Origin of the sequence: Methanosarcina sp. Kolksee, assembly GCF_000969945.1 — an archaeon.
Taxonomy (GTDB): domain Archaea; phylum Halobacteriota; class Methanosarcinia; order Methanosarcinales; family Methanosarcinaceae; genus Methanosarcina; species Methanosarcina vacuolata.
In genome coordinates, this window is the sequence record NZ_CP009524.1 from 3035446 (window position 1) to 3047962 (window position 12517).

10 protein-coding genes are annotated in these 12517 nt (G+C 39.3%); 4 read left to right on the top strand and 6 right to left on the bottom strand.

Annotated features, from left to right (window positions below; genetic code table 11):
* Positions 1-22: 22 nt before the first annotated feature.
* From mmp11 to radC, 3 genes are all read right to left on the bottom strand, one after another.
* Positions 23-934: a methanogenesis marker protein 11 gene (gene mmp11 / locus MSKOL_RS12540; protein ID WP_231592224.1), complete on the bottom strand. Its 912-nt coding sequence runs from the start codon at positions 932-934 to the stop codon at positions 23-25.
* Between the two features lie 468 nt (positions 935-1402).
* On the bottom strand, positions 1403-1981 hold the full coding sequence (locus tag MSKOL_RS12545) for a flavodoxin family protein (RefSeq protein WP_048156727.1): 579 nt from the start codon (positions 1979-1981) through the stop codon (positions 1403-1405).
* 232 nt (positions 1982-2213) lie between these two features.
* Positions 2214-2903 carry a DNA repair protein RadC gene (radC, locus tag MSKOL_RS12550; RefSeq protein ID WP_048121390.1) on the bottom strand — a complete coding sequence of 230 codons (690 nt, stop codon included), beginning with the start codon at positions 2901-2903 and terminating at the stop codon, positions 2214-2216.
* 262 nt (positions 2904-3165) lie between these two features.
* On the opposite strand from radC, the gene MSKOL_RS12555 reads away from it, so the two are divergent.
* The 3 genes from MSKOL_RS12555 (at position 3166) to MSKOL_RS12565 (ending at position 7721) form a co-directional block, all read left to right on the top strand.
* The gene (locus tag MSKOL_RS12555) at positions 3166-4023 is read left to right on the top strand and encodes a molybdopterin synthase (protein ID WP_048156735.1); all 858 of its coding nucleotides are present in this window, start codon (positions 3166-3168) and stop codon (positions 4021-4023) included.
* A gap of 63 nt (positions 4024-4086) precedes the next feature.
* The gene (locus MSKOL_RS12560; protein ID WP_082091130.1) at positions 4087-4821 is read left to right on the top strand and encodes a molybdenum cofactor guanylyltransferase; all 735 of its coding nucleotides are present in this window, start codon (positions 4087-4089) and stop codon (positions 4819-4821) included.
* Positions 4822-5060: 239 nt separating this feature from the next.
* Positions 5061-7721, top strand: a complete 2661-nt coding sequence (locus tag MSKOL_RS12565) for a COR domain-containing protein (protein ID WP_052725465.1) — start codon at positions 5061-5063, stop codon at positions 7719-7721.
* 592 nt (positions 7722-8313) lie between these two features.
* Here MSKOL_RS12565 and MSKOL_RS12570 read toward each other — a convergent pair.
* The 3 genes from MSKOL_RS12570 to MSKOL_RS21130 all read right to left on the bottom strand — a co-directional run bounded on the left by MSKOL_RS12570 (position 8314) and on the right by MSKOL_RS21130 (position 11844).
* Complete coding sequence (locus MSKOL_RS12570; RefSeq protein ID WP_048156738.1) at positions 8314-8823, bottom strand: DUF523 domain-containing protein; 510 nt, start codon at positions 8821-8823, stop codon at positions 8314-8316.
* Positions 8824-9083: 260 nt separating this feature from the next.
* Positions 9084-10943: a PGF-pre-PGF domain-containing protein gene (locus MSKOL_RS21125; protein ID WP_052725467.1), complete on the bottom strand. Its 1860-nt coding sequence runs from the start codon at positions 10941-10943 to the stop codon at positions 9084-9086.
* 706 nt (positions 10944-11649) lie between these two features.
* Positions 11650-11844: a hypothetical protein gene (locus MSKOL_RS21130; RefSeq protein ID WP_229396899.1), complete on the bottom strand. Its 195-nt coding sequence runs from the start codon at positions 11842-11844 to the stop codon at positions 11650-11652.
* 16 nt (positions 11845-11860) lie between these two features.
* Between MSKOL_RS21130 and MSKOL_RS21135 the strand changes: the two genes are divergently transcribed.
* Positions 11861-12448 (top strand): hypothetical protein, encoded by a 588-nt coding sequence (locus MSKOL_RS21135; protein WP_231592225.1) that lies wholly within the window; start codon positions 11861-11863, stop codon positions 12446-12448.
* Positions 12449-12517: the final 69 nt, after the last annotated feature.

Consider the following 12517-nt stretch of genomic DNA (forward strand, 5'->3'; position numbering starts at 1 on the left):
TTATCCTGTTTTCTTAGGTTTCTTAAACGTTGTTTTTAAGTTTCTCGATGGCAAGAGGCTTGATTTCAGTACCCGGAATTATGGACTCATCAGGTCTTCCGAACCAGGGGAGAGAGGCAAGTGCACCTATTACTCCGTTGCCGTCAAGCAGAACTTCCACACCGTTTTCTCTGGCGCACTGCAAAGCCTCAGCTTTCAGGATCCTTTCAGTCCGACAGCGGTTGCTGTATTTATATAATCCTTTTGCATAGAAATCCGAAAGGACAACCAGTCCGGTTTGGGATGAAGCTGTGTATTTCTTAAGCGCTTTTTTGAAGGTATCAATCAGCCTTGATTTCGCTTTTTCATTCACACAGCCGAATTCGAGCACTGTAGACATGCAGTTCTGGGTTTTTTCCGGAACCGGGAAAAGCTGGACAAGAGAATGAGAAAGATAAACAGCTTCATGGCAGTCCAGTTTCTTTGCAATATTGTGGGTCAGGGTCCAGGTGGCTCCTACGTCTTTTGAGTCCGTGTCGTCTATGCCTATTAGGACACGGTCCCTGCGCGGGATTACAATTGTCCCCCTTGCGCATTTTTCGCCTCCTGATTCGGATATTTTATAACGAAGAATTCCGTCTGCAAATGCCCTGCAACGGGTTGCGCCAACACCTCCGCCTCCTAACCCGGCATAGGTGATCTCCACCTCATCCCCTTTCACGATCACTGATTCGATACCTGCAGCCGCGACGGAAGGTTTGAGTTCCAGGTTTGAGGTTCCGGTTTTCATGAAATAACGGATCATATTTCCAGTCGAACGGGCTTTCAGGACAAGGGGCGCTTTTGCATAATGGTAAAGGGACCAGCAGGCCCCACTATAACAATTGGAGTGCTCAATTATCTCTGCATACTCATTTGCTGCGTCACAGATAGCATAAATGCCTCTATAAGGCACAGTATAAGGGTCATCCAGGATTACTTCCTCAATATCCCTGCTGTCCAGTGCACAGGCGTTTATATGTTTTGTAATTCAGAAAACCTCCTTTTTAAGGGAATAAGAAACTGGGAGGGAAATTTGTTTAATCGAAATGCCCGTCTCTTAAGATATATATAGATATCGTAATCTTAGTAAATTCGATAAGGTGAAATTCGATAGTACCGACTTGGCCGGACGATAAACTGCGTATAAACAACTTAATTCTGATATTTGACTATAGACCCTGATAATAGAAATCCACAGGTTCTAATTTAATAAATCACTCGCGCTCGATATGAGCTAACCGTTATAAAATAAATATTTATCTTTCTATCGGTAGGTTTACTTGCTATTTTTGTCCAGGAAATTTAAAGGGGAAATTTAAAGGAGAAATTTAAAGGAGACCTTGAAACCTTATTTTAATCCATTTGAAACGATCAATTACGCTCAACTATTATGGATTTTTTTCAATATCCACGCCATATTTTGGCCAAGGTTTTTCATATTGTCAATGCCTTCCTGATCCTGTTCTACTTCTCCAATAGCGTTTCCGTAAGCCATATTCCAGTAACTCGACCCTACAAGAAACATTTCTTTGCTATGTAGAAAATTGTTCAGGGTATCAAAGGCACTTATAGCACCGCCCCTGCGAGCAGCTACAACTGAGGCTCCTACTTTATGCTTGAGAAGCCCTCGATTTCCTGCAAGTACAATACTCGCTCTGTCTATTAAGGCTTTCATTTGAGAAGTCACACCAGCTGAATATACCGGGGACCCTAGAATAATTCCATCTGAAGCAAGCATTTTTGCAAAACACTCGTTAAAAAAATCATCCTTAATGACACATTGCTTATTTTTGTTTTTATGGCAAGCCCAACAAGCTTTGCATCCTCCTATGTTTTTTTCAGAGAGTTGAATGAGTTCGGTTTCAATGCCCTCTTTTGTCAATTCCTCAAATACGGTTTGAATCAGGATTGCAGTATTGCCGTCTTTTCGTGGGCTTCCGTTAATGCCTATAACTTTCATAGTCTTCAACTACTTTTATTCAACTATTTTTTTTCAACCACTTTTTCAGCTACTTTTTCAGCTGTTTTTTCATCTGCTTTTTCATATGCTTTTTTCAGCTACTTTTTTCTTATGTCTCAACTTGTTATTTCATTTGAGAGTTTTTGCATTGAGAGTTCCCTATTGAATTCTCTACATTAAACTCTTCTATATTGAGAGTTTCTACATTCAGAGTTCAGGTCGTTAAGTCGCTTCATCTTACAAAGCCTTCATCTTTGAGGCTTATGTATCTCCCTTCCCCGATAATAATATGATCAAGCACGTCAATTCCAAGGAGTTTTCCTCCTTCTACCATTTTCTCAGTAACCATTATGTCTTCTCGGCTAGGACTTGGGTCCCCTGAAGGATGATTATGTACCATGATTACCGATGCTGATGATTCCATAAGGGCGGACTTGAAAACTTCACGCGGATGAACAATACTCGCATTCAAGCTGCCGATAGATATGACTTCTTCTTTCAGGATCTGATTTTTTGTATCAAGGCAAAGTGTTATAAATTTTTCTTTTTTTTGTTCGCGCATTTTAGGATACATGAGTGTATATACATCCTTTGGCGAGCAAACTTTTCTTTTTGGCTCATCCACAAAAGTCTCAAGCCGGCGGGCAAGTTCGAAAACCGCAGCTATCTGGGCAGCTTTTGCCTTTCCTACCCCATGAACCTTCATAAGCCTTGAAACATTTGCAAGACTAAGCTGCTTGATGCTGTATTCTGAAAATATTCGGCTGGACAGACTGACAACATTCTCTTTATTTGACCCTGTCCTCAGGATAACTCCAAGCAGTTCTGCGTTCGAAAGCGATTCCGGCCCGTTTCGAATAAGCCTCTCTCTTGGGCGTTCCTCTTCAGGGATATCGTGAATTCTGACCTTATTTATTTCCATAATCAACCCCCTCTTTTCCCGTTAACGGAAAATTTCTCTATAAATCCAAAATTTAAGTTAGTCAAACAAGTTAGTCAAACAAGTTAGTCAAACAAGTTAGTCAAACAAATTAGTCAAACAAGTTAGTCAAACAAGTTAGTCAAACTCTTGATAAATAATATCAAAGTTTTAATATTTGAATCTTCACAAAACACTTTCAAAAATTAAAATAAGAATAAAATGCCGGCCCTTACTTATACCGGAAAGTGCATAACGCTCTTTGATGAAAGTCATTTCAGTTGTCGGGTATAAAAAATCGGGTAAGACATCCGTAGTTTCAGCTCTTGTCCGGAATCTTTCCGGGTTCGGAACTGTGGGCACGATAAAACATATGGGTGAGCAGAGTCTCAATCCAGCAGAAACTGACACAGGCAGGCACTTTGATGCCGGGGCTGACACGGTAATAGGAATAACAGGCACAGAAGAAACAGGCACTGAGGTTGTCAGTTTTTCCAGAGACCTGAACCTTGAGGACGCGCTTGACCTGCTTTGCGACCAGGGGCTTGATTTTGCTGTGGTAGAAGGGTTCAAGGAAAGCAATCTTCCGAAAATTGCAATTGGCGACCTTCAGGGCGTTTCCAACGTCGTTTTCAGGCTGCCGGCAGAAATCGATATGCACGAAGAACTTACAGGCTCGCTTGTAGGAATAGCCCTTGCGCAGCCTGACCGGTACACCCTGGAAGCCCTGATAAAGAAAGCCAGGAAAAATCCTGCCATCCGAAAAGCAGGCGCAATCGGCACATTTACCGGCATTGTCCGCGAGCTGGCCGGAAACGAAAGGACCTCCATGCTCGAATTCGAGAAATACGAACCGGAAGCTTCAAAAATCCTTGACCAGATCCGGGAAGAACTCAAACAAAAAGAAGGAATTCTTGAAGTCCTTATCCACCATAAAGTAGGCGTTATCAAAGCCGGAGAAGACATAGTATACATTGTTGTCGCAGCCGCCCACAGGGGAGAGCTTTTTTCCGCCCTCAGCGAAGCTATTGAACGCCTGAAAATTGAAGCTCCTATCTGGAAGAAGGAATTTACGGAAAAAGAAGAATTTTGGGTCCACGACAGAGAACATCCTAAAAATTAAAGGAAAAAATAGATCTAAGCAGAAAGGAAAATAGAAATTATAGAGAAACCCGGAAATGATCCAATGGGCGGAAAAACAGACTTTAAAGAAACAAAAACCGGAAAAACAGAAGTAATAAGAGCTGAAATTAAAGAAGCCGAGCCCGAAAAAGAACAAACGAAATTAAGAAGTGCCATTGTGCTGGCAGGCGGCAGGGGCAGGCGGATGGGCACGGTTGAAAAAGCCCTGCTCGAATTCGAAGGAAAAACAATTATTGAGCGCCTGCTGGAAAGCCTTTTTCGGGTTGTGGACGAAGTTATTCTCTCGTTCCGGGACAAAAAGCAGGAAGAAAAGTTCAGACCTGTGTTTGAAAAATTCCCTGCCCGTGAAATCCGTTTCTGTTTTGATACTTTAGAGGATGCCGGTCCTCTTGAAGGCATCCGGGCGGGGCTGCTTGAATCCAGAGGAGAATATTCTTTTGTCTGCGCGGGGGATATGCCTTTTGTAAATTCTAATGTTGTAGATCTGCTTTTTGAGAAAGCAAATGGTCATGACGCTGCCCTTCCAAAGAGGGAAGATGAAAAATTTGAGCCTCTACATGCAGTCTATTCGAAGAAAATGATTCCTGAAATTGAAAAAGCCTTTGAGAACGGAAGGTGTTCGGTACTTACGCCGGTTTTTGAAATGAAGGATGTTGTTTTTGTTGAGGTTTCGGAAATTCGGGAAATTGATCCTGAATTGAGGACTCTTGCGAATATAAATACTGCTGATGAGATGCAACGTATTATAGAGCTTTCGGGCAAAAAAGAAAAATCATAACAAATTCGATTACACGTTCGGAATAATTTTTGGAACGTTAAATTCACAAAACATCGCTTTCTGTTTTTTACCCCACATTTTTCGGCTATTCTACACTATCGATTAAAATCGAAAGTTATTTAGATGACAATTACTTCTATTTTTTGAATCAGTTTTCATTTTATGCATATATTATCAGGAATTGCGGTTTCAAAGAATTATTGAACTTTTGATTGTTTTTCTTTAGGCAGGGACTTCAGATGGAACTGAATGAAATCAAAGATCTGATTTTAAAAGCTAAAGAAAGTAACGCGACTACACTAGACCTTTCATCCAAAAGACTGATTTTGCTGCCTCCGGAAATCGCAGAACTCAAAAATCTTACTACACTTGACATATCAGGAAATCAATTGACTTCTATGCCTCCGGAAATCGCAGAACTCAAAAATCTTATTACACTTAACATATTTAGTAATCATTTGACTTCGTTGCCTCCGGAAATCACAGAACTCAAAAATCTTATTACACTTAACATATCTTCGAATCGATTAACTTCACTGCCGTCGGAAATTGCAGAGTTGAAAAATCTTACGACACTTAACATATCTAGTAATGAATTAACTTCACTGCCGTCGGAAATCACAGAACTGAAAAATCTTACTATACTTAACATATCTTCAAATCAATTAACTTCACTGCCACTGGGAATCGCAGAGTTGAAAAATCTTAATACACTAGATATATCTTGGAATCAATTGATTTCGCTACCTCTTGGAATCGCAGAGTTGAAAAATCTTATCACACTTAACATGGCTTGGAATCAATTGACTTCGCTGCCGCCGGGAATCACAAAGTTGAAAAATCTTACTACACTTTACATGTTTTGGAATCAATTGACTTCGTTGCCTCCGGAAATCACAGAACTGAAAAATCTTATTAAACTTGATATATCTCGTAATGAATTGACTTCGTTGCCTCCGGAAATCACAGAACTGAAAAATCTTACTAGACTTGACATATCTCGTAATAAATTGACTTCGTTGCCTCCGGAAATCACAGAACTGAAAAATCTTACTACACTTATCCTCTCTGATAATCAATTGACTTCGCTGCCGCCAGAAATTTTAGAATTAGGTATAGATATTGAGTGGGAAAGTAATTCGGCAGAAAAAGGAATATTCTTAGAAGGAAATCCTCTTGAAAATCCTCCAATAGAGATTGTAAAACAGGGTCGTGAAGCAGTTATCAATTATTTCAAGTCATTGGAAGGTGAAAAGAAACCGTTAAATGAAGTTAAAGTTTTGCTTGTAGGAGATGGAGAGGCAGGAAAAACCTCACTGTTAAAGAGGCTCTTAGGCGAAGGTTTTGATGGAAATGAGCATCAGACTCAAGGAATTAATATCAAAAAATGGGGATTTAAAGACAAAAATAAGGAAATAAAAGTTAATTTTTGGGATTTTGGTGGACAGGAAATAATGCATGCTACTCATCAATTTTTCCTTTCCAAAAGAAGCCTTTATATTCTTGTTCTGGATTCTAGAAGGGATGAAAAAGCCGAGTATTGGCTCAAGCACATAAGGAGTTTTGGAGGAGATTCTCCAGTACTGGTCGCCTTGAACAAGATTGATGAAAATCCCTCTTTTGAGTTGAATAGGAAGTTTTTGCAGGAGAAATACCCCTCAATAAAAGGTTTCTTCAGAATTTCTTGTAAAGAAGATAGAGGAATTGAAGGATTTTCCCGTAAATTAAAAAAAGAACTTTTGAAAGTTGAACATATGCAGATAGAATGGGCTAAAAGCTGGTTCGAGGTGAAGACAAAATTAGAAAAAATGAGTTGCAATTTTATTACTTATGAAGAATATCGAAATATATGTCTGGAAGAAAATGTGAGCGATAAGTCATCTCAAAACACGCTTGTTGATTTTCTTAATAATCTTGGAGTAATTGTACATTTTAAAGACATCTCACTGCTCGATACACATGTGCTTGAGCCGAAGTGGATTACTGAAGGCGTTTATAAGATCATAAATTCGGAGATTCTAGCTAAGAAGAAGGGAGTTCTTCGATTAAGTATGCTAGATGAAATTTTAGAGCAGAAGAAAGAAGGCGACTACTATTATCCTCCTGAACGTTATGGTTACATCATCAATTTGATGAAAAAATTCGAATTATGCTATTCAATTGACGAAGAAACTGTGCTCCTTCCTGACCTGTTGGCAGTTCCTGAGCCAAATTTTGACTTTGATTCGAATGAATCCCTGAAGTTTTTTATTGAATATGATTTCCTTCCACGCTCAATTATGCCTCGCTTTATAGTGAAGATGCACAGGGATATAGAAGATGATTTGCAGTGGAGAACAGGTGTAGTTCTCAAAAACAAACAATTTAATTCCTGTGCTGTGATCAGATCTGATAATGAAGCAAAGAGAATCTATATTAACGTAAATGGAGGTCAGAAACGAGACTATTTTTCAAGCATACTATTCAATTTGCGGGAAATTAACCGGAGTTTTGAAAAGTTAAAAGCTATCGAAAAAATTCCCCTTCCTGATGAACCCGAGATAGCTGTAAGTTACGAACACTTAGTTAATCTGGAAGAAATGGGCATTGATTTATTTGTACCTGAAGGATCAAAAAAGAAATATCGTGTGAGTGATTTGCTCGGAACAGTCAACAACTTGAGTAAACAAGAGGAATTGTTGGAAGAAATTCTTAACATTCTGAAGAAGAATAACGAAGACGAAAAACTTGAGGAGATCTTTAAATTTTTAAAGAAAATAGCTGATGAGTCTGATAATGAGGTAACTTTATCTAAAAAACTAAATAAAGTTATTATGTTGAAACCCAGCGTGGCAGGATGTGGAGTTGATTTCAACGAAGCAATTAACCTTTTTTTCAAAAGGAAAAGGCAGAAATTCTAATCAAAAAAGGAATCCAATCCTCTGTCATATGGAAAATAAAGTCAGATAAGTCTCAAAAATGACACTTTCAGTTTTTCACTTTTTTGTCTATATTCTTATTTAGGAAAAGGCCGGTCGCTTGCAACGACCGGTGAGAGCCTGGGGCTATAAGAACTGATTTTCTCCGGCGTTTCTGGTAGAAGGTTCTGGTAGAATTAAGTAGAAAATGAATCTTTTTTGTGCAGAACTTTTAAACATTGTTCTTTTTGTTAGTCAATATTTTTGAAAAAAAGACTATCAGTTCAAAATCTCAAACTCTGACCAGTATAGCCATATTTTCTATCCTGAACCGTTCTTGTCCCGCTCGACGCAGGAGAGCGGCCTTTCCCGCAAAAAAATACAAAATATAGGGGAAACAAATGAATAAAATCCATTGTGGACACCTGTAAAAACCCATCCACAGAAAGAAACATGAAGATTCCTTCTTTTAACCCTTAAATAAATCAAATAGTTAATCATGAACAGTTAATCAGGAACCAATGATTTTTACCTGATTTCTTTACATTCTGGCATCCTCAACCTTTCTTTACGTTCTGGCATCCTCTACCTTTCTTTACTTTCCCGAATCCTCTATCTCAAACTTTACATTCCTCTTCTCAAGCTCTTTTATAATTTCTTCCATAAACACTCCGGGCCCCGGTGCATGCTTGTGGTGAAATTCCTTGACTTTGCCTGGTTCTCCGCCAACACTGGTAATTTCCACGCCGCATGAAGGGCTTTTCAGGACGCCGAGGATTTTTATTTTTATGCCGCCGACTGCAAGGTCTTCGAGCAGGTCTGCAAAATGGGTAAAGATTTCTCTGCAAAACCGCCTGTAGGCAGGATGGTCAAGCTGGTCTTTAGTAATTTCCCGTCGCTTCATTCCGAAAAACATAGCTTCCGGGCAGGGGAGCTGGATAACGTTTGCGCCCCGCGTATCGATAGGCTGGACTGGTTTCACTCCTTTTACTCTTGCAAGGGGGTTGAGCAGGCAGTGGCCTATGACCAGGACTTCTTCGGTTTCGCTGCCGGCAGAGGGTTTTTCAGAAACGTGGGAGCACTCGTAATTTTCCAGCTTTTGCATATCCTCACCTGCATTTTGCTTAATAACGTTTTTCTCTCAGTTTCTGGCTCTTTTACAGCTTTAAAAATGGTAATCTTAAGGATATCTACTTCTATGCTTTCAAAAAGCAATAATAAGAGGTGAATGTTAATTTAAAATTATTTCTTCACCTCTTAAGTACTACTACAGTTTCATCCTCGACCCTGTCACGATTTAATCCTGCCGAGCCTCAATCCTGCCGAGACTCAATCCTATCAAGAGCAACTTTGAAACTCTCCAGATTATAACTTTCTTCTAAGCAGGTATACTCCGGTAAGCCCGATTATCCCGTAAATCATTTCGAAGCCCGGAATACCTTTACTTTCTTCTTGTTCAGAAGTTTGCTCAGCGCCTGTTGTTTCATTTCCGGTATTGTTTCCAGTATTATTACTGAGGTTTTCAGTATTGGGTTCAGCCTGTGTTATATTTACGGCTTCCTCTGTTGTTGCCTTACCGGTTATTGCAAAGAATGAGAACACCTGGGGTTGTGCCGTGAAATACAGGTATTGGTCGTCTTCTTTTAGCAGGGTTACTGGCAGTTGTGACCATTTCTTGTCACTGTAGCTATTGAGCATGATTGAATTCTGGTCGGTCTTCTTATCCTGCAGCCAGGACTTTTCAACCTTGAAACATACTTCGGGGTTTTCAATGTTCTTTGAGGTCGCAAATCCTGAGTTTCCGATCCAGAGGTTGAAGTACTTATATACCTCACCCGAGTCCAGTTCTGAAACCAGAGTGGATTTTCCTTTGAGCTGTTCGGCAATAGCTGTAATCTTACCTGCATTCTTCTTTGCATCAAAGCTGACATATACAACACAGGTTGCGTTCTTTTCGAAATCAAACATTACAGGCTTTCCGTTTAAAACCTGTGCCTGTGAAAGTTCCTTGACTTCAACGTTAGTTTGAGGTTCAGGGGAGCCACCGCCGCCACCGCTACTTCCACTGCTGTGGCTGCTTCCACTACTGCCATCTGAACTGTCATCTGAATTATCATCTGAACTGCCATCTGAACTGTTATCTGAACTGTTGTCTGAAACGCCATCAGAACTGCTGCTATTATTATCTACAATTTCCTCTGGAGGCTCTGTTACGTTTTCGGAAGGATTGGTTGTTGAGTTATTTGATGCAGGAGGTAGCTCAGGCGTTGACGAATTCGCCCTTGTAAGAGCTGCATAGTCTATCTCACTATCGCTAAGTTTGACTGTCTCTTCTGCTATACCGTCTCCGTTTTCGTCATAATGCGTTTGAGAAAAGCCTGTCCCATTAGGTTTGGCCCAATAGTTTCCTGCAATATAGGGGCCACCTATAATGTTTTTCCCTGTTGATCTGGTAGTATTCCAGACGTTAGGGTAACCATAATCGTTATCAAAAATTACATTTACTGTGTTATTGAAATAATTGTTATAGATTTTGCTACTAGCATCTGCTTTATCATAAATCCCACATTTATTGTTAAAACTTATAGTATTGCCGGCAATATCAGCGCGACCTTCGTACAGCAGGGATATACCCTGATCATTTTCTGTAATTGTGTTATTTTCAATTTGTGAATTCCCTGAATCCCCAACAATGACTCCTGTTCCACATTTTGAAATCCTGTTGTTTTTGACAGTGGCACCGTAATAACATTCCCCAACAAAAACTCCGGACTCACAATTTGAAATTTCATTATCATTTATAGTAAAAGTAGAGTACAGATTTGTGTCAATGCCTGTATGATAATTCAGGATTTTATTTTTTTCAATTACGCAGTTAGAGAACTGAGCGAGATTTATTCCATAAGAAGTATCAGTACCTTTTAGGGTAAAACCTTTAATAGTTATCTCCTGTGCATCACCTGTTAGGTAAAAACCATCTCCTTGAATTGTCGTGTCTTCAGGATTACCTGACTGGGACATAATAACCATGTCGTATGTACTGAGAGTAACATTCTCATAATAAATACCAGGTTCTACAAGTATAGTATCTCCGTGCGTTGCATTATCCACAGCTGCCTGTATTGATTCTCCGTTGTGTACTGTTATGTTAGCTGCAGCACCTATTCCAGATCCTGTTATAAATATAAAAAGTGATAATAATAATGCAATAAAACGATTTTTCATTTCCTACATCTCCAATTTAAGATCATTTTATTATTTTTGATATATAAGGTATATTATAACGTACACATTTGAGTTTAATAAATTTATATGTCTCAAAAAATCGCAAAATAAGATTTTTAATTGGAAACTGGAACATATTATAAATTACTTAAAAATTATTATCCTGACAAAGAAAAAAAATTAACTAAAAGGAAGTTTAAAAAAATAGAGGTTGACTCACGTAGGATTCCAATTTGATGATTTAGGAGATTTAGGGTATTCAGGATATTTAGCATGAAAATGTTGCCATCTGCAAGCACTTTCATTGGTATGCGTGTTATTCGAAGAATATCATGTGCATTCAGGAGAACAGACAGATAAACTATAGTATTCAACTGACTTTCACATGGCTTTCACATGGCTTTCACATGGCCTTCCTCTGGCCTTCAACTGCTATCACCTTTGTACCGAAAATAAGAGATTATATATTTATCTTCTGCATATGTATTCAAAAATGGTATATGTGAGCCTGCATACCAGCTATACTTTTGCAATCTCTTAGGGTATGTTTGCAAGAGAAATGCAGGAGCACTGCCCTTATAAGTGGAAGGTTACAGCACATGTATGAAGATTTTGGGACAATACTTAACAGAGGATTTTACAGCTGGTTTAGAAATTTAAACATCTGTATTCCATTCATCCTTAATTTTCTGATTAATATGGTTATTTATGTTCTTTTCTTTGGCTTGATGGGCATTTTGCTCTTTACCTCAAATACAGGAAGTATTATCGATCCTGCAACCCTTTCCAACAAGGAAATTTTTTCAATATTATGGAATGGTTTTTCTGAGAACCTCGGTTTGTCCTTGTTTTTGATTTTCGTGTTTTTCTTGTTTGCGTTGCTCGTGCAGTCCTTCTTCACAGCAGGAGCAATAGGGATGGCAAAAAAGGCCTCTGAAACAGGTGATACCGGGATCTTTGATATGCTGGCTTCGAGTTCAAAAAACACCTTCAGACTTTTCTTTGCAGTTCTGTTGGTTAACCTGCTTCTGCTTGTAGGAATCATATTTATAGTGCCCGGTGCCTTTGCAATAGGGGACCTGAATACGTTTATTCAAAATCCGGAAGCCTCGGTAAACGGCATGGTGGCGCTAGGCATAGGATTCATTCTCTGGATAGCTTATATTATATTTCTCAATCTCGTACTTTCCCTCAGCAGCTATGCCCTCGTGATTGATGAGCTTGGACCCCTTGAGGCTTTGGGTGAAGGTTTTCGTTTCTTCAAGAGTAATAAGCTGGACGTTTTCCTTATCTGGATAATCACTATCGGACTAGCTCTAATTAATGGATATGTCAACGAATTTATAGACACGGGAAACATCCTGTTTACAGCAATTACATCTCTGGTTCCAATTGCTATTCTGCAGCCTCTCACGGCTGTCCTGTGGACACGCCTCTACCTTACCAGAAAAGGAAGAAAGCTCTATGAACCTTCAGATCTGCTCTCCGACCCGGATAGCTTCTGAAAATGAGTTTTTGAAAGGTCTTTTTAAAGGTTAATTTCTTGAAGATATTTCTGAAAGGTCTTTTCTAGA

Excerpts from the sequence above, each read along its gene's own strand:
- MSKOL_RS12545 (WP_048156727.1), bottom strand. The coding sequence starts at position 1,981 with ATGAAAGTTATAGGCATTAACGGAAGCCCACGAAAAGACGGCAATACT.
- radC (WP_048121390.1), bottom strand. The coding sequence starts at position 2,903 with ATGGAAATAAATAAGGTCAGAATTCACGATATCCCTGAAGAGGAACGC.
- MSKOL_RS12555 (WP_048156735.1), top strand. The coding sequence starts at position 3,166 with ATGAAAGTCATTTCAGTTGTCGGGTATAAAAAATCGGGTAAGACATCC.
- MSKOL_RS12560 (WP_082091130.1), top strand. The coding sequence starts at position 4,087 with ATGGGCGGAAAAACAGACTTTAAAGAAACAAAAACCGGAAAAACAGAA.
- MSKOL_RS12565 (WP_052725465.1), top strand. The coding sequence starts at position 5,061 with ATGGAACTGAATGAAATCAAAGATCTGATTTTAAAAGCTAAAGAAAGT.
- MSKOL_RS12570 (WP_048156738.1), bottom strand. The coding sequence starts at position 8,823 with ATGCAAAAGCTGGAAAATTACGAGTGCTCCCACGTTTCTGAAAAACCC.
- MSKOL_RS21125 (WP_052725467.1), bottom strand. The coding sequence starts at position 10,943 with ATGAAAAATCGTTTTATTGCATTATTATTATCACTTTTTATATTTATA.
- MSKOL_RS21135 (WP_231592225.1), top strand. The coding sequence starts at position 11,861 with ATGGCAAAAAAGGCCTCTGAAACAGGTGATACCGGGATCTTTGATATG.